This is a genomic window from Paenibacillus allorhizosphaerae (genome assembly GCF_042659105.1).
GTDB classification, from domain to species: Bacteria; Bacillota; Bacilli; order Paenibacillales; family NBRC-103111; genus Paenibacillus_G; species Paenibacillus_G allorhizosphaerae.
In genome coordinates, this window is record NZ_JBHSRV010000005.1 from 280,571 (window position 1) to 301,488 (window position 20,918).

The 20,918-nt window shown below is 56.2% G+C and carries 19 protein-coding genes; 12 read left to right on the top strand and 7 right to left on the bottom strand.

Going from position 1 to position 20,918, the window contains the following annotated elements; translation table 11 throughout:
• Window positions 1-159 precede the first annotated feature (159 nt).
• Complete coding sequence (locus tag ACFQI7_RS20300) at window positions 160-4,584, top strand: DEAD/DEAH box helicase (RefSeq protein WP_218100287.1); 4,425 nt, start codon at window positions 160-162, stop codon at window positions 4,582-4,584.
• A 236-nt stretch (window positions 4,585-4,820) separates the two neighbouring features.
• Here ACFQI7_RS20300 and ACFQI7_RS20305 read toward each other — a convergent pair whose 3' ends face one another.
• The 4 genes from ACFQI7_RS20305 to ACFQI7_RS20320 form a co-directional block, all read right to left on the bottom strand.
• Window positions 4,821-5,627, bottom strand: a complete 807-nt coding sequence (locus tag ACFQI7_RS20305; protein ID WP_218100288.1) for an HAD-IIA family hydrolase — start codon at window positions 5,625-5,627, stop codon at window positions 4,821-4,823.
• Between the two features lie 252 nt (window positions 5,628-5,879).
• Complete coding sequence (locus ACFQI7_RS20310; RefSeq protein WP_218100289.1) at window positions 5,880-6,518, bottom strand: hypothetical protein; 639 nt, start codon at window positions 6,516-6,518, stop codon at window positions 5,880-5,882.
• A gap of 31 nt (window positions 6,519-6,549) precedes the next feature.
• The gene (locus ACFQI7_RS20315) at window positions 6,550-8,391 is read right to left on the bottom strand and encodes a sensor histidine kinase (RefSeq protein ID WP_218100290.1); all 1,842 of its coding nucleotides are present in this window, start codon (window positions 8,389-8,391) and stop codon (window positions 6,550-6,552) included.
• The gene (locus tag ACFQI7_RS20320; protein WP_218100291.1) at window positions 8,384-9,076 is read right to left on the bottom strand and encodes a response regulator transcription factor; all 693 of its coding nucleotides are present in this window, start codon (window positions 9,074-9,076) and stop codon (window positions 8,384-8,386) included. The genes ACFQI7_RS20315 and ACFQI7_RS20320 overlap by 8 nt, the downstream gene beginning before the upstream one ends.
• Window positions 9,077-9,561: 485 nt before the next feature.
• Between ACFQI7_RS20320 and ACFQI7_RS20325 the strand changes: the two genes are divergently transcribed.
• The 8 genes from ACFQI7_RS20325 to ACFQI7_RS20360 all read left to right on the top strand — a co-directional run bounded on the left by ACFQI7_RS20325 (window position 9,562) and on the right by ACFQI7_RS20360 (window position 16,609).
• A complete protein-coding gene (locus ACFQI7_RS20325; protein ID WP_218100292.1) occupies window positions 9,562-10,053 on the top strand; it encodes a cysteine dioxygenase in 492 nt (163 codons plus the stop codon).
• Window positions 10,054-10,220: 167 nt separating this feature from the next.
• Window positions 10,221-11,462, top strand: coding sequence for a serpin family protein (locus ACFQI7_RS20330; RefSeq protein WP_218100293.1), 1,242 nt, complete (start codon window positions 10,221-10,223; stop codon window positions 11,460-11,462).
• A gap of 323 nt (window positions 11,463-11,785) precedes the next feature.
• Window positions 11,786-12,778, top strand: a complete 993-nt coding sequence (locus ACFQI7_RS20335; protein ID WP_218100294.1) for an ABC transporter ATP-binding protein — start codon at window positions 11,786-11,788, stop codon at window positions 12,776-12,778.
• Window positions 12,775-13,572: an ABC transporter permease gene (locus ACFQI7_RS20340; protein WP_218100295.1), complete on the top strand. Its 798-nt coding sequence runs from the start codon at window positions 12,775-12,777 to the stop codon at window positions 13,570-13,572. The genes ACFQI7_RS20335 and ACFQI7_RS20340 overlap by 4 nt, the downstream gene beginning before the upstream one ends.
• 63 nt (window positions 13,573-13,635) lie before the next feature.
• Complete coding sequence (locus ACFQI7_RS20345) at window positions 13,636-14,451, top strand: ABC transporter permease (RefSeq protein ID WP_218100296.1); 816 nt, start codon at window positions 13,636-13,638, stop codon at window positions 14,449-14,451.
• Between the two features lie 124 nt (window positions 14,452-14,575).
• Window positions 14,576-15,034, top strand: coding sequence for a chemotaxis protein CheX (locus ACFQI7_RS20350; protein ID WP_218100297.1), 459 nt, complete (start codon window positions 14,576-14,578; stop codon window positions 15,032-15,034).
• A 154-nt stretch (window positions 15,035-15,188) separates the two neighbouring features.
• Window positions 15,189-15,965 carry an SDR family NAD(P)-dependent oxidoreductase gene (locus tag ACFQI7_RS20355; RefSeq protein WP_218100409.1) on the top strand — a complete coding sequence of 259 codons (777 nt, stop codon included), beginning with the start codon at window positions 15,189-15,191 and terminating at the stop codon, window positions 15,963-15,965.
• A 95-nt stretch (window positions 15,966-16,060) separates the two neighbouring features.
• Complete coding sequence (locus ACFQI7_RS20360; protein ID WP_218100298.1) at window positions 16,061-16,609, top strand: hypothetical protein; 549 nt, start codon at window positions 16,061-16,063, stop codon at window positions 16,607-16,609.
• 228 nt (window positions 16,610-16,837) lie between these two features.
• Here ACFQI7_RS20360 and ACFQI7_RS20365 read toward each other — a convergent pair whose 3' ends face one another.
• On the bottom strand, window positions 16,838-17,305 hold the full coding sequence (locus tag ACFQI7_RS20365; protein ID WP_218100299.1) for a MarR family winged helix-turn-helix transcriptional regulator: 468 nt from the start codon (window positions 17,303-17,305) through the stop codon (window positions 16,838-16,840).
• Between the two features lie 127 nt (window positions 17,306-17,432).
• Window positions 17,433-17,735 carry a DUF2573 family protein gene (locus ACFQI7_RS20370; RefSeq protein ID WP_218100300.1) on the bottom strand — a complete coding sequence of 101 codons (303 nt, stop codon included), beginning with the start codon at window positions 17,733-17,735 and terminating at the stop codon, window positions 17,433-17,435.
• 79 nt (window positions 17,736-17,814) lie between these two features.
• On the opposite strand from ACFQI7_RS20370, the gene ACFQI7_RS20375 reads away from it, so the two are divergent.
• Together ACFQI7_RS20375 and ACFQI7_RS20380 are read left to right on the top strand one after the other, a co-directional pair.
• Window positions 17,815-18,675 (top strand): alpha/beta hydrolase family protein, encoded by an 861-nt coding sequence (locus ACFQI7_RS20375; protein ID WP_218100301.1) that lies wholly within the window; start codon window positions 17,815-17,817, stop codon window positions 18,673-18,675.
• A gap of 98 nt (window positions 18,676-18,773) precedes the next feature.
• Complete coding sequence (locus ACFQI7_RS20380; protein ID WP_218100302.1) at window positions 18,774-20,228, top strand: DEAD/DEAH box helicase; 1,455 nt, start codon at window positions 18,774-18,776, stop codon at window positions 20,226-20,228.
• Here ACFQI7_RS20380 and ACFQI7_RS20385 read toward each other — a convergent pair.
• Window positions 20,225-20,362, bottom strand: a complete 138-nt coding sequence (locus tag ACFQI7_RS20385; protein ID WP_218100414.1) for a hypothetical protein — start codon at window positions 20,360-20,362, stop codon at window positions 20,225-20,227. The genes ACFQI7_RS20380 and ACFQI7_RS20385 overlap by 4 nt on opposite strands.
• Between ACFQI7_RS20385 and ACFQI7_RS20390 the strand changes: the two genes are divergently transcribed.
• Window positions 20,361-20,864, top strand: coding sequence for a hypothetical protein (locus ACFQI7_RS20390; RefSeq protein WP_230415183.1), 504 nt, complete (start codon window positions 20,361-20,363; stop codon window positions 20,862-20,864). The two genes, ACFQI7_RS20385 and ACFQI7_RS20390, sit on opposite strands and share 2 nt — an antisense overlap.
• Window positions 20,865-20,918 lie beyond the last annotated feature (54 nt).

A 20,918-nucleotide genomic window follows, 5' to 3' on the forward strand; every position in this document is an offset into this window, starting at 1 on the left:
CATTTTTTCGTATTATTTCATTATATGACAATTGAGAAGAGAGGGCAAACAAGCGATGCTGCGACGGCCAGGGACGCTTTGAACCGTTTCCAGGAAAATGGTATGATGATGGCAATAGAATCAGCGAACATACATTTGGTGGAAAGGGAGAGATGGCTTATGACCGAACCGGAGAAGGCGCTGACGGCGTTTCACCCGCTGATGGCGTCATGGTTCGAGGAGGCGTTCGGCCGGCCGACGGACGTTCAGGTCCGATCGTGGAAGGCGATCGGCGCGGGCGATCATACCCTTATCGCCGCTCCGACCGGCTCCGGGAAGACGCTTGCGGCGCTGCTGCCCTGCCTGAATGCGATCGCGGAGGCGAAGCTTGCGGCAGGGGAGCCGCTTCGCGGGGTAAAGCTTTTGTATATTACGCCGCTGAAGGCACTCAATAATGATATTCATCATCATGCGGTCGAATTTATTCGCCAGTTGATGGAGAAAGCGGAAGCGGAGGGTGCCGTATGGCCGGGATTGTCGTCCGGCGTCCGTACGGGGGACACGACCCAGAGCGCGCGCGCCTCGATGGTAAGACAGCCTCCGGACGTGCTCGTGACGACGCCGGAATCGCTATATATTATGCTGACGTCGATGAAAGGCCGGGAGATGCTGCGCACAGTGCAGTTTGCCATCGTCGATGAAATTCACGATTTGGCTGCGGACCGGCGTGGACTGCATTTGTCCGTCACCCTGGAACGGCTGACGGAGCTATGCGGGCGAACGCCGCAGCGGATCGGCGTATCGGCGACGCAGAAGCCGATTGAGCGCGTTGCCTCATTTCTTGGGGGATTCGAGCATGCGGCGGGAACGGCTGGGGCAAGCGAGCGGCGGCATGTTGAAATTATCGAGAGCCGGATGGAGAAGAGCATTCGCTTGTACGTGACGATGCCGGAGCAGACGCTGATCGCCAAAGACAAGCAGGAAGCGGTGTGGGGACCGTTGACCGACAAAATCTTCAAGCTGCTTGAAGACAGCCGCTCGGCGCTTATTTTCGTCAACAACCGCAGGCTGTGCGAGCGTCTTACGCTGCGGCTCAACGAGCATGTCGGCTACGAGATGGCCCGTTCTCATCACGGAAGCGTGTCGCGCGAGCAGCGGCTCGAGGTGGAGCGCGCACTCAAGGAAGGGGAGCTGCACTGCCTCGTTGCGACGTCGTCGCTGGAACTCGGCATCGATGTCGGCTACATCGATCTCGTGCTGCAGATCGATTCGCCGAAGAGCGCCGCCGCGGGCATCCAGCGCATCGGGAGAGCCGGACATGCCGTCGGCGGCGAGAGCCGCGGCGTCATCATTGCACGCAGCCGCGGGCAGCTCGCGGAATGCGCTGTGTTGGCGCGCGATATCGCCGCTCGAAATATCGAGGAGATCGTTATTCCGCGTTACTCCCTCGACGTGCTTTGCCAGCAGACCGTCGCCATGGTTGCGGCGGAAGATTGGGACATCGCACGGCTGCACGCCGTACTTGCGCGCAGCTACGGCTATAACGGCTTTCCGCGGGAACGGTTTGAGGCGGTACTGCAGGTGCTGTCCGGTTACTACCCGTTCGTGCGGCCGCTTATCGAATGGGATCGCGAAACCGGACGATTGTACCGGCGAAGCGCAACGGCGATGGCGGCGATCATGGGCGCCGGGACGATTCCGCAGGGCAGCGCCTATCCGGTTCATCACGCGGAAAGCCGTATCCATCTCGGAGAGTTGGACGAGGAATACATCCATGAGAGCCGCGTAGGAGACGTATTCCAGCTCGGCACCAGCTCTTGGAAAATTCAATCGGTTCGCAGCGACCGGGTGTACGTCGTGGAAGCGGGCAATACGTTCAGCGAAATCCCGTTTTGGCGCGGGGAAGGACAAGGTCGAACGGTGAGCTTCTCGCTGCAAATCGGGCGATTCATGGCGGAGCTGGAAGTAAGAACGGACTCGGAGGATAAGTACGCCACGCAGGAATGGCTCATGGCGGAACATTGCCTTGATGCGCATGCTGCGGAAGAGCTAGTGACCCTCATCCATGCCCAGAAAGCCGTCTCCGCCGTTCCAACGCACCGGCGCATCGTGATCGAACAATTTCAGGACGATATGAAACGGCAGCATCTCGTCATCCATAGTCTGTTCGGCCGAACGTTCAACCGGACGTGGCAGCTGGCGATCCAGCTTCACATGGAAAGCCGTTTGCCGTTTCGGCTGTATGCGACCGCGAAAGACAACGGCATCGAGTTCATGCTGAGCGAAGGCGGAGCGGAGGGCGCAGCCCGCATGCTTCCGCTGCTGCGCGAGGTGACGTCGGAGCGGCTGGAAGCGCTGCTGCGTCAGGCGGTGCCCGCTTCTCCGCTGTTCGGCGCAGCGTTTCGGCGGCTGGCGGAGACATCGCTGCTGCTGTCCCGCAGCTTCACGCGCATGCCGGGATGGAAGAAGCGGCTGCGCAGCGAGGAGCTGCTTCGGGAATCACTCCCGTATGCGGAACAGTTTCCCTTTATCGGCGAAGCGATGCGGCTGTGCTTGCAGGAGGATCTGGACATGGGTCGGGTGAAGGTGGCGCTCGCTCAGCTCGAATCGGGCGAGCTCGAAGTCGTCGTGCGGCAGAGCGGATTTCCTTCGCCGATGGCGGCGATCTTCACCGCCGATTTCATCAACGTGCAGATGTATGAGTCCGACGCCGTCAGCCGGGATTTGCAGGCGCATTTGCTCGGCGTTGACCGGTCGCTTGCCGGCCGTCTGTTCGGAGAGCAGGCGATTCAGGAGCTGCTGGGCGATGAAGAGGCGGAGCAAGCGGGCACGCTTTCCGACGCGGACTCGCCGGTGACGGCCGATGAGCTGCTGCGGTTATTGAAGCGACATGGGGACATGACGTCGGAAGAAGCCGTCCAAGCTTCAGGCAATGCCGCAGCATCGGCGGAATGGATGACGATGCTTTCTCGGGAAGGTAAAATTCGCAGCGTGCAACTGGCAGGGGAACAACGGTGGATCGTCAGCGACGAGGCGGAGACGTATGCCGCTTTTCCCGGCGATCCGCTTGCGGAACGATTTGTGCTCACCCGGTATATCGAACGGGGACTCGATTTTACGGCGTCGCAGCTTGGAGGCCGATTTGGCTTAGAGCGGGCGAAGGTCGAATCGCTGCTCAAAGCATGGGAAGACGAGGGGCGGATCGAGCCGTCCCCGAGAGAGCTTGGCGAACCGGCCTGGATCAGCAGACAAGCCGCTTCCCGGCGCATTCGCAGCCGCGTGGAAGCGCTTCGGAGCGAGGCGGCACCGGTCGATCCGGTTCGTTATTGCAGCGCGGTACTGAAGCTGCAGCACGTCGAGGGGGAAGACCGGCTCAGCGGCGAGGAGGGGCTTCGCCAAATGATCGGCAAGCTGCAAGGACTTTTTCTCCCTTTGTCCCAGTGGGAAAGCTCGGTCTTTCCGCTGCGTCTGCCGGATTATCGCAAGGAGACGCTCGACTTGCTCTGCGCCGGAGGGGAAGTTATCTGGTTCGGCAGGAAGGAGCCCGAGGAGAAGGAAGGGCGCGTCGCTTTTTTCCTGACGGAATCGAAGGAGCTGTATGCGCCGCTTGTGCAAAAGGCGGAGCAGCTCCGTCAGCAGCAAGCGGAATCGCCGCTGCTCGATCTGTTGGAGCGAAAGGGCGCGAGCTTCTTGTCTGCGCTCAGCCGTGAGACGGACAAAGTTCCTTCAGAGCTGACGGCGGAATTGATCGGCCTTGCCTGGGAAGGCCTCGTCTCCAACGATCAGTTCGCCCCGCTGCGGCTTAACGGAGCTTCTGCGTCTTCCGGCAAAGGCGCGGGGAAAAGCACTGCCGCGGGCCGGGCAGGCCGCGGGCGAACCTCGGGAGCGGGAAGCTTCCAATCGGGCTTGGGCCGCTGGTATGCGGTGTCCTCGCTCGCGGACGCGTCTTTCGACGCGAATGCATCGCTTGCCGCATGGGTACATCATCTGCTCGGCGCTTTTGGCTTCCTGACCAGGGACATTGCCGCGGCGCATTTGCCCTGGTCCTGGGACGATGCGTACGATACGCTGAAACGGCTGGAGCAGTGGGGTATGCTCACGCGGGGCTTATGGGTGCAGGAAGTGCCGACGATGCAGTTTTCCACTCCGGAGCTCGTCCGTCGTCTGCGCGGTCAAGGCTGGGAAGGCGGTTCGGCCGCCGCTGCGCGGCTGCTGCCGTCCACCGATCCGGCCAACCCTTTCGGTTTCTCGGCGAAATGGCCGTCCTTGCCGGACAGCGGGATGTCTTTTGCCCGGAAAGCGGGCAACGATCTGGTGCTGAAGGAAGGGCGGTGGCTGCTTTGGATCGAGGGCGCCGGCAAGCGGATGTTCACGTTGCATGAGCTGTCGGGCTATCAAGAAGAATGGCTGTCTGCCGAGGATTGGCTGGAGACGCTGAGGACGGTGGCACGGGCTTATCTCCGCCAGCCCGGCGTAAGAAAGCTCGTCGTGGAGACATGGAACGGAGAGCCGGTGCGGGATTCGGCTGTCGCGGAACTGTTTTTGAAGCTGGGCGCGGAAGCGGATCAAGCGAAATTCGTTCTGTGGCCCAGCGCCATCAAATAAAGCGAAACGCCCTTTCGCAGGGCGTTCGTTTTGCTTGATGGCGGGCAAGGGCAATACGTAAGGTCCGATTTTCGGAGACGAAACGCCCGCCGGGAATGGCAATAAGCTTCACACCATGCTGCAAAGTCAACGGAGCATAGTGCACGGAACCAGCCGTGTCACCTGCGGCCACGCTACACTATCGCTATACCACTGTGCCCTATGTGGCGGGACACCATATGCGATTCGTACAGCCGTCACCGTGGGCTGCCGATATGACCGGCAAGCTCCATCAGATGTTTGCACACCAGCATCGGCGTGACGCCGGTGCTGGCGATTTGCGTTTCGTAGTTGCTTTCATCGGCGAGCCCGGTCAATACGAGGGCCGACCGACATCCGGCGTCCACGCCGCCGCGGATGTCGGTATTCAGGTTATCCCCGACCGCCCATATGTGCTCCAACGGCAATCCGAGCTTGGCGACGGCGTATCGCATAATGATCGGCGAAGGCTTGCCGATGACGACAGGGGCCGTCTCGGCCGCGCGCTCAATCGAGGAAGCGATCGAACCGGCGCCGGGCGTCAGCTCGCCGTTCCACGGCAGCAGATGATCCGGGTTCGTCAGCACAAAGCGGGCGCCGCGCCGAATGAAGCGTACGGCCGTCATCAGCTTGCCGTAGCTGAACGAGCGGTCGATGCCCTGCACGACTGCGGCGGCTTGCGCATCCGGCGGCGCGTCGTCGGCGAGCAGAACGAAGCCGGCTTCCTGCAGCGCCTGCCGCAATCCGCCTTCCCCGATGCAAAATATTCGTTGCCCGGACAAACCCTCGTCCGTCATGTACAGCGCCGCCGCCTGCGAAGAGGTGAATACTTCGCTTGGCGATGCGGGAATTCCCGTCTTTTCCAAATGCGCCGCCACTTGTTCCGGCGTCCGCGAGGAATTGTTGGTAAGAAACAGAAATGGGTAGCGCTCCCGGCGGAGCCAGTCGATAAAGTCCGCGGCGTACGGGATCGGCCGGTCCCCGGAATACAGCGTCCCGTCCAAATCAAGCAAAAAACCAGGCATATGTTATCCTCCCAAATGCGCAATGTTGGAGCAATCGATGAAACGGATGAAATGAAACCAATCGGGCAAGCCGCTTTTCTGGATATCTCTGCATAATGTTCAGTCCCTGACTCTAAGCGACGGACAATAAGGACATGTCCCATCCTACTGTACAACAAACGTTTGCGAATCGCCAAGCGGTCTATTCGGGACAACGAATGAAAGGATCAACAGGCACCAGGCGAAAGCGTGAGACAGCGCAGAAATTCCGCTTCATCGGAACGACTGAAGAACTTCCGCTTTTAAGCTGCGGTAGTTTTCCAGCATCGCTTCAAGCTCGCGTTCTCTAAGGTCGGTGCCGCCCAAGTTAAACTTGCCTTGATGCCGTGCGTACACTTCATAGCTTTGCAGCTTGTCCGACCAGGCGAGGAAAAAAATATATTTTAACCCGGCCTCGGCTTTGCGGTAGCTGCCCGAAGGGTATTCAGTTTTACCCGGTTTGAAGCCGTTATCTTCAATATAAGTTGGCTCGACAATCGTAATTGTTGTGGGCGCAGCGATCTTTGCATCGGATTTAAGCACCTGATCGACATGGATATCCGTAAACATGACCCGGCGTACGATTCCGATTCTCGCATCCGCTTCATAAATGCGGGGAAGCGTATGGGACGTAACGGTTGCTTTGACGATCAGATGCACGGCGGGCTCATGAATGAGATCCTCTGCGTGGGCGTAAGGAATTACCCAAGCGGTTGAACCGCTTTCCCGCACCGTAATTTTGCGATCCGCATCCATGTACCATGCGGCAATCATAAGACAGACGCTTATTGTGGAGAAGGCGAAAAGCGTCCGCATTTTTCCGATTCCGATCGTCATCCCCTCCCCGTTTTCTTCCATTTTACCAATTCTCATCGAATCAGTCGCATGAAAAAAAGCCGGCATCCTAAGATACCAGCTTCAACTTCACGTATAGATGAATTTCACCGTTCTCCGATTCCGCCCAAATCGTACCTTCATGCGACTCCATGATGCTTCTGGCAATCGCCAAGCCGAGCCCGGAGCCTCCGGTTTCCGAGGTGCGCGCGGTGTCCACGCGGTAAAACCGGTCGAACAGCTGCTCAAGCTCCTCGCGCGTCAAAGCGTCCGCTTTGTTGCTGATCCGGATGACGACATGTCCGCGATCCCTCGCCATGCCGACGGAAATGGTGCCGGGTTTGGGACTGTATTTGACGGCGTTGCTCAGCAAATTCTCGAAGACGCGAATCATCTTGTCCACATCGATAAGAACCGTGTACCGTTCGTGCGGGATGCTGCGAATAATCGTCAACTGCTGTTCTTCGCCGATCGTTACGTATTCTTCCAACAGCTGTTCCAGCACCTCATTGATGACGACGCCGCGTTTGTACATCGGCACGTCGTGATTCGACAGCTTCGTATATTCGAACAAATCGTCAATGAGCAGTTTGAGCTTTTCCGATTTATTGTAGGCTACGCTTGCATAGGAAGCAGCCTGCTCCGGCGTTTCGTAATTTTTGTCGTGCAGCAGCCTTAAATATCCCATAATCAATGTGAGCGGCGTGCGCAAATCGTGTGAAACGTTAGTGATCAGTTCGTTCTTGACGCGTTCCGCCCGTCGTTCTTCCTCGATTTTATGCTGCAAATCTTCGACCATCATATTCATGTTTTTGGCCAGCGAGCCGAGTTCGTCCTGCGAACGTTCCACGACCCGGTAATCGAGATTGCCCGTGGCGATGATGCGCAGGCTGGAGGCTAGCTCTTCGACGTAACGCATCTTCTTTTGCGTCAAATAATAGAACAAGAAAATAAAGACGGCCAGCGCGCTCAAATACGATAGCGGGCTTTCTCCTTTCGTATAGCTGATATCCGGTTGCGGAATGCCCGATACGATTAAGTATGATTTCTGATTATTATAAGTAACGGGGTAAAAGCTGGAAAACTCGGTTCGCGAGCTAAGGTCGCGCGATTCCATGGCGTTGCGGATCACGTTATGCACGTCCACGTAGGTTTCCGGCGCATTGTCGCTGCGGAAAATGACCCGGCCCTCCAGGTCGGTAATGACGATTTTGTACTTTTCGTTCGTCGACAGCCGTTTCACCAAATTTAGAAAGTCCCGCTTGCGCTCTTCCTGCTGCTGTCGCTTGCGCTGCTCGGCCTCGGAGTTGGAGCTGCCGCTTTGCGGTGCTTTCGGCGCAACTGCGGCACCACCGGTACCCGGTACGGTCTGCTGCGTTCCGCTGCTCGGTTGTCCCGGCGTCCCCGCGTTGGCTTGCCACGGTACGGAGCCATCGCCTTGCCCTGCTTCGCCGGCCTTCGGTTCCGTCGATGCCGGTCTGGCGGCCGCTGCCGAGGTTGATCTCGTTTGCTGCTGGACGAAAGGCAATCCGCTTTGCATTTCGCTTTGTTCTTGGGCTTCCGGCTCATCGATCTCATAACGCTGGTTGTCCGGATCGAGAATTTCGACCAAATTGCGGGCTTCGTTATCGATGCGGTTCACACCGTGCGTATAATCGATGACCGTTTCTTTATTGATTTGGCCGAACAAAGAGGAGCTGATCCCGTAGAAAAACATGGACACGAGCAGACATAAGGCAAACGTGATCATCAGCTGCAGGCGGATGCTGCGTTCCACTTGCGCGCGAGCCATATAATATAAATCTTGGATGAACAGCAGGAGGCTGCGCAGCAAATTAAAAGGAAACCATGTGAATGGAAAACGTTCCAAAATCGGCTTGCGCACTTTGGGCACTTTCACCTTTTTACTCAACTTTATATCCCACTCCCCAGACGGTTTTGATAAACTTCGGTTTGCGCGGATGTTCTTCGATTTTTTCGCGGATTTTGCGGATGTGCACCATCACGGTGTTATCGGCATCGAAGTAAGCTTCTTTCCACACCGTCTCGTATATTTTCTCTATACTCCATACCATGCCGCGATTTCGGGCGAGCAGCTCCAGAATGGCGAATTCCCGCGGTGTCAGCTTTACGTCGCGTCCGTCTACTTTGACTTCGTGCGTCGCCGTGTTGATCGTCAGCTCGTCGATTTCGATTTCATTTTCCTTGTTCGGCTGCGGAACGTTGAGCCTTGTATACCGCCGCAGCTGCGACTTGATTCGCGCAATCAGCTCTAGCGGATTGAACGGTTTGCTCACGTAATCGTCCGCGCCGGAGCTGAGCCCGAGAATTTTATCCATATCCTGGCTTTTTGCCGACAGCATAATGATGGGCATATTTTTTTGCTCGCGGATTTTCATGCACGCCTCGATTCCGTCCATTTTCGGCATCATAATATCAAGCACGATCAGATCGACGTTTTCTTTTTGCAGCACGCTTAACGCTTCAAGCCCGTTGCTGGCACGCAGCAGGCGATAGCCTTCATTTTTTAAGTAAATTTCCAGAAGATCGATAATCTCTTTTTCGTCATCGACCAAAAGCACCGTTTGCTCGGCCATCGACGCCCCTCCTTCTTGCGAATCCAATCTGTAAATCAACAGAATATCACTCTCGATGTTGGTTGACAATTGCGTTACTGTGCTTAGTATAGCCCCAATATCTTAACGGATGAATACCGCAAATCTTAAAACATTCTTAAAACGCCCCTTGCAACATTTCTTTCCTCGTAAAAAATCCATTTTCATAGATTGGCATACAAACAATGAACGCAAATCCTCATACAATAGTTACATGAAAGGAGGTAGATTCGCTATCGCTTCGGGGAGAGGATCGGCGATTGATCGGGTGAAGCCTCGGGTCTGCGTTTTTTCATCAGGAATGACCATTGTACAGACACCCATCGGCAGCACGAGGAATACACAAGAATTAGATTATTATCTCGCTGAATGTTCAATATATAAGTATTTCTTATGAAACTGTTAAAAAAAAATGATGCCGTCAAAGGAAGTCCGATGTAACGGGCTGCGGCAGGGAGGATTATTCGATGGATTGGAAATTATCGATGGAAAAAGCGCTGCAGGAGGCGGTGTGGCCGTCCGTACAGCAGCTCAAGTCAGCGATTGAAGCGCTCAACATATCGGTGGAGAAAGTATCCGGCGCGATTGCGAATCCGGGCAGTCTGCCGTACGGGCGCACCTTGTTGTACCACACCCCCGATACGGAAGCCGTTCTTGTTCACTTGCCGCAAGGCCGTGAAACGTATATTCACGATCACGGCTTTTCGATCGGCTGCGCCAAGGTGCTGGAAGGAACGATCGCCAACCGGATTTTCCGGGTCGACGCCTATGGTTATCCGGTGTATGCGGGAGAGACGATTCTGGAGCCGGGCAGCTTCTATTCTTCGCCCAAAGGTCAAATTCATCAGCTTCGCAACGTCGGGTTCGGCCGGGCGGTTTCGTTTCATTTGTACGCTCCGGCGCTGAGCGGAGTAAAAAATTATTACCCTTACGAGCAGGTGCTCGATTTTGTCATCTGATAATGGACCCGTCTCCTGTATGCTTGCCGGCATTTCGGTGCCGAAGTACAGGAGATTTTTTTTGCCTGACCGCCTAGGAGCGGGAGAACAATTAATTTCGGTGCCGGCGCAACTTATTTGCCTGTAAATGCGTCCATTTCTAAAAAAAGGAAGGGATCATATGCGTTATGCTGAAAAATTGGTTTTTGCCCGTTATGGCGGCTGTCCTCGTCCTTTGTTCCGGCTGCAGCGAGCCGGCTGCCCGGTCCATGCTGGCCGAGCGAAGCTATAAGCCGTCAGAGCTGGATTCCCGTATCGTTCAGGCGAGCAACGCCTTCGGTTTGCGGCTGCATCAGGCGGCGGTGAAGGCGAAGCCGGACGCCAATGTATTTTTATCGCCGGCCAGCGTATCGATGGCATTGACGATGGCTTACAACGGGGCTGGCGATTCGACGCGGGAAGCGATGGCAAAGGCGCTGCAGCTGCAGGGGCTGCCGATCGACGATATAAACCGGGCCGAGCGAGTATGGAAAGACTTGCTGGAACACCAGGGGGCGGGCGTACAGCTTTCGATTGCGAATTCTCTCTGGACGCGGAAGGGAAAGCCGCTCCTGGAAGGATTTTTGCAAAAAAACCGCGAGTATTACGGAGCGGAGGTCATCCCGATCGATTTTGCAAGTTCGCGCGCGGCGGGGACGATCAACAGTTGGGTGAAGAAGCATACGAACGGCAAAATCGAGCGGATCGTGGACGATAAGCCGGATGAGCAGACGATGCTCATGCTGGTGAACGCCGTTTGGTTTAAAGGACAATGGACGCGGCCGTTCCATGAATCGGCGACGGTTCCGGGCAGCTTCTTCACATCGCCCGGCGCATCCCGGCAAGTGCCGATGATGGTGCAGTCCGGCAGCTTCGAATATATGCAGGAAGCCGGCTTTCAAGCCGTTCGGCTGCCTTACGGGAAAGAAGAGAATATGGCCATGCTGCTCTTTTTGCCGGAGGAAGGGGCGGGGCTGGACAGCCTGCAGTCGAAGTTGTGGAACGAAACGGAGCTATGGAACCGGCCGTTTCCGCAGCAGCAGGGCGTGCTGGAGCTGCCGCGATTTAAGATGGAGTACGGCGAGCGGCTGAACGATACGCTGAAATCGCTTGGCATGAGCGAGCCGTTCGATCCGCTCAAAGCCGATTTTTCCGGAATGGCGCCGGTACCTCCGCGGTTTGCGATCAACGAGGTTATACATAAGACGTATGTGGACGTGAATGAGAAGGGAACAGAGGCTGCTGCCGTCACATCCGTCGGGATGGCAGGCTCCGCGCCTCCCAAAGACAAGTTCAGGATGACGGTGAACCGCCCCTTCGTTATGGCGATACAGGACCGGGAAACCGGCAGCTTGCTGTTTCTCGGCACCGTCCGCGATCCGGTCTCCTGAATCGAGCGTGGGGGAGCGAAAGGCTGTTCGTTGGATGAATGAAAAAAATGGAAAAAATGTTCTTGTCATGCCTGACATCACATGCTAATATATTCAAATAATTAGTGGAAGGGCTTCTAGGGATCCGACGGGCGACCGGGCGAACCGAGCGAAGCCGGGCGCAGTTCGATAGAAGCGCTACAGCGACGTTGCAGCCGCACCTCGATCAATACGAGGTCGGCTGTCAACAAGGTATAGAAGACCTCGTGCAAGTTCCGCCGTTAATCACGGTGAGGACAGTGCGAGGTCTTTTCTGCTTTAGCAGAAGAAAGGAGCATGGGGAAATGAAAGCGATAGGCGTGCGGGGATTGACGAAGCGGTTTGCGGTCAAGCGAAAAGAAGAAGGACTGCTCGGCAGTATGCGTTCTTTGTTCCGGCCGCAATATGCCGAAAAGGCGGCGGTACAAGGGATCGATCTGGAGGTGGAGCGGGGAGAGACGCTTGCTTTTCTCGGACCGAACGGAGCGGGCAAGTCGACGACGATCAAGATGCTGACCGGCATCCTGCATCCGACCGAAGGAAGCGCAGAGGTGCTCGGGCTTTGCCCGTGGAAAGAGCGCGGCCGTCTCGCTTACCGGATCGGCTCCGTCTTCGGCCAAAAATCGCAGCTGTGGTACCACTTGCCGCCGATCGATTCTTTCGAGCTGATGAGCCGCATATACGAGCTCAAGCGAAGCGACTACTACGCCCGGCGGGATGAGCTGGTCCAGCGCTTCGAGCTGGAGCCGTACCTGCATACGCCGGTTCGCAAGCTGTCGCTCGGCGAGCGGATGCGCTGCGAGGTGGCGGCGGCGATGCTGCACCGGCCGCAAATTTTGTTTCTCGACGAGCCGACGATCGGGCTCGACGTGGTGGTGAAGCAGAAGATTCGCGAACTCATCCTTCACATGAACCGGGAGGAAGGAACGACCGTGTTCCTCACGTCGCATGATGCGGGCGATATCGAGCAGTTGTGCCGCCGGGCCGTCGTGATCAACTACGGGCAGGCGATCTTTGACGACACCGTCGAGGCGATGAAACGCGAGCTGCTTACAGACAAAACGATCCGGCTGCAGCTGCTTGAGCCGGGCATGCCGTTTCACTTCGGCGGCACGCGGGTGCTGAGTCAGACGGATCGCGGGCTTCACCTGTCGGTGGAGACGCGTTGCGCCTCGATGGAGGAAGTGCTCGCGCACCTCGTCCAGCACTACCGCGTATCCGACATTACGATTGAGGACCCGCCGATGGAGCGGATCATTACGCATATTTACGCGAAGGAAGAAGGCGGTGCTTCATGAGAACGAAGGCGCTCAAGTATACGGCGGTCGGCCGCATCAGCTTGCGTAATCATTTTGCCTACGTCTACGACTTTCTCGTTCGCTCGATTTTTCTGGTCGTCGTGATGTACATCTTTATTCAGCTCTGGCAAACTACATTTCAAGGGGAAGGCAAACCGCTGATCGAAGGCTACAGTTTTCGCCAAATCATCTGGTATATCTTGTTTGCGGAGTCGCTAACGATGGCGTTCCCCAGCCTGGCGATTCGGATCGAGGAGGAAGTCAAGAGCGGCGATGTCGGCTACAAGCTGATGAAACCGTTCAGTTATATCGGCTATCATTACGTATCCTACGTGAGCGAAGTATATGTACGCTTGGCGGTGAATTTTACGGTCGGCTGCACGCTCGGCATAGCGGTATTCGGGTTTCCTTCCTTCGGTATGGGCTGGGCTGGATTTTTCATCATGAGCTTCGGATCGATCACGGTCAACTTCCTTCTCGGGATGACGCTTGCGCTTTGCGCCTTCTGGGTGGAGGAAACGCGAGGGCTCGAATTCGTGTACAACAAACTGCTATTCACCGTTGGAGGGATGCTGATGCCGCTGGAGCTTTTCCCCGAAGCGCTGCAGCAAGTATGCAAGTGGCTGCCGTTTCAGGCTGTGCTTTACTTTTCGGCCAAAACGGCCGTCCGGTGGGAGGACGTGGACCTCGTTTCGATGCTTGCTGTGCAGTGGGCTTGGGTGACTGGTCTTGTGCTGGTTGTCGCCTGGGTGTACCGGCGCGGCGTCCGCAAGCTCAATGTCAACGGGGGCTAAGCCGGTGATGATATACGGGAGCATGGAGGCAATCATAGCTCATAGCAAGGGGAGATGGAAGCGATGGTCACATTGACGCATGCCGCACGAAAAAGCACAAGGCTGCTTCAGTTCATATGGACGTGTTGGAAGCTGAATGTCGCGGGGGCGATGGAGTTCCGGCTCAGCTTCCTGATGACGGCCGGCATGATGATGGTCAACAATATGGTATGGATTTTGTTTTGGGGCATTTATTTTCAGCGATTCCAGGTGGTGAACGGCTGGACGCTGCACGATGTCATGATGATGTGGGCCGTAAGCGCCGGCGGTTTCGGCTTGTCGGCCGTATTGTTCGGCAACGCCTATCGGCTTGCCTCGCTTGTTGCCGGGGGACAGCTCGACGTATATTTATCGCAGCCGAAGCCGGTTTTGCTGCACCTGCTGATCAGCCGAATGTCGGTTTCGGCGATAGGCGACGTACTGTTCGCGCTGGTGCTGTACGGCCTGTTCGGCAATTTGACGGCGATCGGCCTAATCAAGTTCGGACTGGCGCTGCTCATCACGATGCTGATCTTTCTCTTCTTTGCCGTAGGGGCGCAGTCGCTTGCGTTTTACATGGGCAACGCGGAGGGGATCGGCCAGCAGCTGTTCAATGCGGTTTTGACCTTCTCGACTTATCCGACGAGCATATTTAAAGGCTGGGGGCGGCTTATTTTGTTTACCGTGCTGCCCGCCGGATTCGTCAGCTACCTGCCGATCGGACTGCTCCGGGAGACGGATGTGGCGTTTCTGTTGGCGGCGCTCGGCATGACACTGCTGCTTACGGCAGGGGGATTGTGGTTCTTCCATAGAGGTCTGCGGCGCTATAGCTCGGGAAACATGACAGTGCTGCGGATGTAAGGTTTTCTAACTTTTTTCTGGATATTGTGACAAAGGTTCTATACTTGTTTGGTATTTTTAGGTATAATGAGGGAACCAACAAGTCCTATAAAGGATCGCGTATGTCGAAAAAGGAGACCACCCTATGAAGGCTGAGTTAATCAATCCGTTTCTCGAGTCTGCTAGAGTTGTTATCGAGCAAGTCGCCAATGTCAGACCGAGTACCGGCCAATTGGGCATTAAAGATGTGAAGTTTTCGGAAAGATACTTGTGGATCATGATCGGTATGACGGGACAAATGCAAGGCGATATCGTCTTCGGGCTGCACGAGGAAGTGGCGCTGCGAATGGTGTCCGCCATGATGGGGGGATATGCCATCACGCAAATGGACGAAATGAGCAAGAGTGCGATTTCCGAGCTTGGCAATATGATCAGCGGAAATGCAAGTACGATGCTGTACAATCAGGGCGTACACGTGGACATCACGCCGCCGAAGCTGATGCACTCGGAACTATTCGACGGATTCGCCGTGAAGAAAGCGCTAACGATTCCGCTGATTATGGACGGGATCGGTGAGCTTGATATTCAAGTTCTAATTGCATAGTTGAAATGGGGAATCGATAACGTGTAATCTGAAAGCGAAGGGTTCCGGACCTCCATGTCCGGGAGCCGTCGCTTTTTTGCGTTGGATTCATGCCGGCAGGACGGGCATGACGAATATCGGACATGAGACGATACGGCAAATAGGGGGCTATTCCATGTCTTTTGAAGGGAAAATCGCAGTGATTACCGGGGCTTCCAGCGGGATCGGCGCGCTTATGGCGCAGATGCTAGCGGCACGCGGCGCGATACCGATTTTGATGGCGAGGTCGGAGCGCAAGCTGGCGGAGGTTGCCGGAACGATAAAAGGGACGCATGACGTATACGTGCTCGATGTCACCTCGGCGGATCAGGTGGCGCAAACGATGGAGAAAGTGATCGCCGGACACGGGCGAATCGACATCCTGATCAACAACGCCGGATACGGGGTGTTCGAGCCGTTCGTAACGGCGTCATTGGATGAATTCGAGCAGATGATGGACGTGAACTACATGGGTACGGTCCGCTGCACGAAAGCGGTGCTGCCGCACATGCTGAAGCGGGGCAGCGGGCATATCGTCAACATTGCGTCGATGGCGGGCAAGATCGGCTCCGCCAAGTCGAGCGGTTATTCGGCGACCAAGCATGCGGTGCTCGGGATGACGAACTGCTTGCGGCAGGAACTGGTCGGCACGGGGGTGCATCTGTCGGCCGTCAATCCCGGACCGATCGATACGCCGTTTTTCGATAAAGCGGATCCGTCAGGCAACTACGTGAAAAATGTCAAATGGTTCATGCTGAAGCCGGAGCGCGTGGCCGCGCAAGTGCTAGCCGCTATCGAGCGCCGCATCCCTGAAGTCAATACACCGCTCATGGCGGCGTCCGGCGTGAAGCTGTACCAGCTGTTTCCCCGTCTGTTCGACCGGATCGCTTATAAACTGCTGAACAAGAAGTGAGGCGCGTCTTGAACCGGCAAAATACGCAGATTACGGCAATAACGGGGAAACTCGCGAAGATGATTGTATAATATTCCATGAAAGTAGAGGGACGGATGATGCAAGAGAACAACAAGCTGCAGCCCGAAGCGGCTGCGGCGGCCATGCTGAAGCTGACGATGACTTCGATCGATAAGCAATGGGGCGTATTGCAGCCGGTATTTGCGGCCTTTACGACCGATGCCGTATTGACGCGGGAGCTTGAGGACACGCTGCTGCAGGAACTATACGTAGCCGTGTTGGCTTTGGAGCTGTACGACCTCCCGCATGTATTTGCGTCCGGGGAGGACCGCGAAATCGAAAGCGAGCTGCTGCGCATCCTGCAATCGGGCGATTTTGCGCCGCTTCGGCTCGCAGAACCGATCCGCTTGCAATATTTGCCGCGGCTGCGTGAAATCCGCAAAGAAGAGACGGACGATATGGGCGCGAAGCTGCTGGAGGAAGCGGTCGGTATTTTGTACGACCGGCTGCCGCTGCCGTTGAAACCGTCGGCGCCGCAAGGCAGTTTTCTATGGAGCCGGCTGATGCAGGCGATGGCGTTATGGATCGGCAAATGGCCGGCGATTGTCAAAGGCTTCGCCGCGGCCCCGCCGAGCCGGCAGTAAGGTGAGAGATGGAAAGCACATTGACGGATGGACCGATCCAGCTATGTTCTGCAAGCTGCTGCAAAAGGCATTAGCGGAATGGATTGACACGGGGCAATCCGCTCCGCTTTGCGCGGCACGCCCGTCTCACGCTTGCGCAATGCGAGCAGGCATACGCATACGAAAAAAGACTTGGCGGTGCACTTTGAAGTGGCGCCAAGTCTTTTCCATATTCAGCGAACCGTACGGCTAATCGGACTCGATCCGAAATTGTTCCAGGCGCGCCTGCAGCTCTTGATGAATGCGAAGCAGCGTATCGATGTCTTCTTTGGACATGGAGGAGAGCGCGGAAACCATGGCACGGTACGAATAAGCATTTTGACTTGATTTCTTGGATAATTCGATCCCTTCGGCCGTCAGACGCAGCTGCACTTCCCGGCGGTCCCCAGCGGAAGGGAGTCGTTCGACTAAGCCTAACCGGACAAGTCCGTCCACACTGACGCTAATGGTGCTTTTGGCAGAATCGAGTTTCTCCGTCACTTCTTTCAATGTGATGCCGGGGGAGGAGAACAGCGTATTCAGAACCGCCATCTGCTGCAAAGATAATCCAAGGCCGGAAGCGTTCTGCTGTGAAAGCCTCGTCGTTATTTTGTTGATCGCCCACAGGGACTGCAGCACGGCTGCCGACTGCTTTACGATCGGATCTTGATAATCCATCGAAACACCTCCGAATACAATAATAGTCCCGTTCGGAACAGTTCGTATATGAACTATTATATTGCAACGATAGGCGGCATTTCAACGTAAACTTTCCTGCTATAAGCGTTAAATTCTTCGTTTCAAACTAGTTTCCATCCGGCGAAACGGATTCGCCCTTGCCTTCGCCTTGCTGCCCGATGCTTTGATTTTTTGCTTTCAGCTTCAGGTTCAAATCGCGCACTTCCTCAAACAGCTTGCGGATTTCGGCTTTACCTTCCGGATGCGACTGGTTCCAGTGGCTGGCCAGCGCCGGCATTGTTTTATGAATATGGTTGTAAATCGCCCATATTTTAATCTTTTCGACCATTTCAGGGGTGGACTCCCCGGTCAGCAGCTCGGAAAACTTTTCAACCAGCGCTTCAAATTCAACAGAAAACCCGGAATTCACTTAAAAATCCACCTTTCAGGTATAATAAGCTTTAGTGTAACCCCGGTGAACGTTGGTGTCAAAAAATGGAGTGTGAGCTATGGACGTAACGATACCTGATGAGCATCGATCGGCGGCTAGCGAATGCAGCGATGGGGGGCAGGAAGGGGCTTTGCTTGAAAAAGTGCCGGTCCGCTGCCACGCCAAAGGCATTTCGTTATACCTTGTTACTTATTCAAGTCAGACCTTCAAGGTCAAGGGCTACCTGGTCGTCCCGAAAGATGTGCCGCTCCCCGCGCCGGGCGTCATCTATTGCCGCGGCGGCATACGGAAAGTCGGCATGGTGCGCAAACGCCGGCTGTTCGCGATGGCGCGCCGCGGATTTGTTGTGTTTGCGCCTTTTTACAGAGGAAACGAAGGCGGGGAAGGGCGGGATGAATTTGGCGGCGACGACCGGTACGATGTATGTCACGCCATTCCGATGGTTCAATCGCTGCCTGAAGTACAGCCCGGTCCGGTGCCGTTAATCGGATTTTCCCGCGGCGCCATCATGGCGATGCTCGCCGCCAAGGAATGCGAGCAGGCCGGTCCGGTCGTCATCTGGGGCGGCGTCAGCGACCTGTTCGACACGTATGAAGAACGCGTCGATATGCGGCGCATGCTGAAACGGGTCGTCGGCCATCCGCGCAAGCAGCCGGGAGCGTATGAGCAGCGTTCGCCTGTGTATTGGATCGAAGCGATTCGCGTTCCCGTCATGATCGTACACGGAACCGGAGACACCCAAGTCAGCGTAGAACAAGCCCGTAAGCTGGGACAAGCGCTCGAAGCGGCCGGCAGGGACTATACGATGGAGCTGTACGACGGGCTGCCGCACCGTTTTCCGAAGGAACAGGACGAGCGGGCGCTGGATGCCGTATTTGCCTGGATTCGCAGTAAGCTGGGGCGTACCCGGTCTTCATAATTTTCGGCTGCCTGCTCGTCAAATTGCCCGAGAATTCGCGGAACCATTCTGTTATACTAGGGAAACGCAACCCATGTAAGTGTAGAAAGGATGATGTTATGAGCGGCTTTGCTTCTTTACATATTGATCCGGTTTATTTGAAACGGCTGCAGGAACAGGACATTACGGAACCGTCTCCGATTCAGCGAGAGGCGATTCCACCGATTCTGGAAGGCAAGGATGTGGTTGCCCAGTCGCAGACGGGTACCGGTAAAACGTTGGCTTATGCGCTTCCCCTGCTGCATAAAATAGAAGAAGCTACGCGCGAAGTACAAGCGTTGGTTCTAGTGCCGACGCGCGAACTTGGCATGCAGATCGCGCAGACGCTGGAGCAATTGACCAAGGAAACGGGCACCCGCGTGCAGCAGTTGATCGGGGGCGCTTCCATCGAGCGGCAAATCGACAAGCTGAAGCTGAAACCTCAGATTGTCGTCGGTACGCCGGGCCGGATACAGGAGTTGGTCAAGCTGCGCAAGCTGAAGCTGCACGGCATTCGCACGGTCGTCGTCGACGAAGTCGACCAAGTATTCGAGCTCGGCTCCATGCAGGATGTGGAGGCGCTGTTCAAAGGAATGCAGTGCGAGAAGCAGCTGCTCTTCTTCTCGGCGACGCTGCCGGCGCCGATTCAGGAGGTCATCGACCGCTGGATGCGCGATCCGCATTTCGTTCGGGTCAATCCGGCGCAGCGTACCTCGGAGACGTTGGAGCATGTTTACTTCGTATGCCAGGAACGGGACAAGATCGATACGTTGCGCAGGCTGGTGCGGCATTACAACCCGAAAGCGGCGATGGTATTCATTAATGCAACCGACGATATCGGCGAGGCGGTGGCCAAGCTCAAGTATGCCGGGTTGTCCGTCGAGGGGCTGTACGGGGATTCATTCAAGCAGGAGCGGGCAAGGGCGATGCAAATGTTTCGCGCAGGCCGGTTCCAACTGCTGCTCTCAACAGATGTAGCGGCGCGCGGGCTCGATTTGCCGCAGGTGACGCATGTGTTCAACCTGGATCCGCCGGTGGACGCGGATCATTACGTGCATCGCGTCGGACGCACCGGAAGGATGGGCCGGCAAGGAGTAGCCGTATCGATCATTACGCCGAAGGAGCAGTTCATTATCGACAAATTCACGAAGACGCTGGGCATCGCGTTGGAACGAAGAGACCTGTTTCACGGCCGTATCATCGACCCCGAGCGGGAGCAGGCGATTCGTCTGGAGGCGAGAAAAACGACGGCGCGTGCGAAAACGCGGGAAGGCGAAGCGGCGGTAACGTCCGAACGGGAGGTTCGTTCCGTCCCTCGGGCTGAAGTGAAGCCGCAAGCTTCGAGCGCTCCGAAGCTGGCTGCGGACAAAGACAGAAAAGTTACCGTCAGCAGCGCCGCCCGGCAGCCGAAAGCCGCTATCGTGCCGCCGGCAGCCGACAAGCGGAAAGCAAACCGCGAACGCGACCGAAAAAATAAAGGCGCGCCGCGCTGGCTGAAGGAAAAGCAAAACCAATCGGAAAAGCCGCGGCCTTAGCCGACCGCACGCTGCGAATCGGGAACCATCACGAAGCGAACGGCGAGGAAGAAGGAGCGCCCGGCTCGGCTTGCAGGCGGGAGTGATGTGTAAACGATGGGCTCCGTACTTAAAATAATCATAAGTTTGTTCATGATCGGAATGATAGCCTCCTTTTTGGCCATTGCTTACGTGAAGCCGGAGCAGAAGCTCGATTTGGCCTATTCGGAGCTGCCGCTGCGGGATAAGCTGGCGGGCATGCTGGTGAACCGAAAGCCGGAAATAACGTTGACGGAGTCCGAGGTAAACGAGCTGCTCAAGAAAGCGCTGGCCGCCCGTCCTGACGTGCGGCCAGACGTTACGGTGACGGGCGCGCGATTCGATCTGCAAGGCGATCAGCTGACCGCCGACGTCAACGTGCGAATCAAGCGCCGGATCGAAGCGGCGGCAACGCTTCGCTTCGATCTGGACTGGAAGGAGCCTTATTTAATTGCCGTGCACACGGGAACGTTCGTGAAACAAGTTGGGATTCCGGGGTCCTGGTTTCACCTGGAGCCGCTGCAGGCGAACTTGAACGACTACTTGCCGCGGCTGGCGGCGATTCGCAGCGTTGCGTTCGAGAACGCGGGCGTCAAGCTAAGCTTTAAGCTGCGTTAGCAATCACAATGCAACAGAGAGAAGCCCGCTTCCTCCACATGGGAGAAGAGCGGG

Coding starts and splice junctions, on each gene's coding strand:
- ACFQI7_RS20385 (WP_218100414.1), bottom strand. CDS start 20,362: ATGAACAAACTTATGATTATTTTAAGTACGGAGCCCATCGTTTACACA.
- ACFQI7_RS20340 (WP_218100295.1), top strand. CDS start 12,775: ATGAGAACGAAGGCGCTCAAGTATACGGCGGTCGGCCGCATCAGCTTG.
- ACFQI7_RS20330 (WP_218100293.1), top strand. CDS start 10,221: ATGCTGAAAAATTGGTTTTTGCCCGTTATGGCGGCTGTCCTCGTCCTT.
- ACFQI7_RS20305 (WP_218100288.1), bottom strand. CDS start 5,627: ATGCCTGGTTTTTTGCTTGATTTGGACGGGACGCTGTATTCCGGGGAC.
- ACFQI7_RS20375 (WP_218100301.1), top strand. CDS start 17,815: ATGGACGTAACGATACCTGATGAGCATCGATCGGCGGCTAGCGAATGC.
- ACFQI7_RS20325 (WP_218100292.1), top strand. CDS start 9,562: ATGGATTGGAAATTATCGATGGAAAAAGCGCTGCAGGAGGCGGTGTGG.
- ACFQI7_RS20350 (WP_218100297.1), top strand. CDS start 14,576: ATGAAGGCTGAGTTAATCAATCCGTTTCTCGAGTCTGCTAGAGTTGTT.
- ACFQI7_RS20390 (WP_230415183.1), top strand. CDS start 20,361: ATGATCGGAATGATAGCCTCCTTTTTGGCCATTGCTTACGTGAAGCCG.
- ACFQI7_RS20300 (WP_218100287.1), top strand. CDS start 160: ATGACCGAACCGGAGAAGGCGCTGACGGCGTTTCACCCGCTGATGGCG.
- ACFQI7_RS20360 (WP_218100298.1), top strand. CDS start 16,061: ATGATGCAAGAGAACAACAAGCTGCAGCCCGAAGCGGCTGCGGCGGCC.
- ACFQI7_RS20320 (WP_218100291.1), bottom strand. CDS start 9,076: ATGGCCGAGCAAACGGTGCTTTTGGTCGATGACGAAAAAGAGATTATC.
- ACFQI7_RS20380 (WP_218100302.1), top strand. CDS start 18,774: ATGAGCGGCTTTGCTTCTTTACATATTGATCCGGTTTATTTGAAACGG.
- ACFQI7_RS20365 (WP_218100299.1), bottom strand. CDS start 17,305: ATGGATTATCAAGATCCGATCGTAAAGCAGTCGGCAGCCGTGCTGCAG.
- ACFQI7_RS20335 (WP_218100294.1), top strand. CDS start 11,786: ATGAAAGCGATAGGCGTGCGGGGATTGACGAAGCGGTTTGCGGTCAAG.
- ACFQI7_RS20310 (WP_218100289.1), bottom strand. CDS start 6,518: ATGAGAATTGGTAAAATGGAAGAAAACGGGGAGGGGATGACGATCGGA.
- ACFQI7_RS20345 (WP_218100296.1), top strand. CDS start 13,636: ATGGTCACATTGACGCATGCCGCACGAAAAAGCACAAGGCTGCTTCAG.
- ACFQI7_RS20355 (WP_218100409.1), top strand. CDS start 15,189: ATGTCTTTTGAAGGGAAAATCGCAGTGATTACCGGGGCTTCCAGCGGG.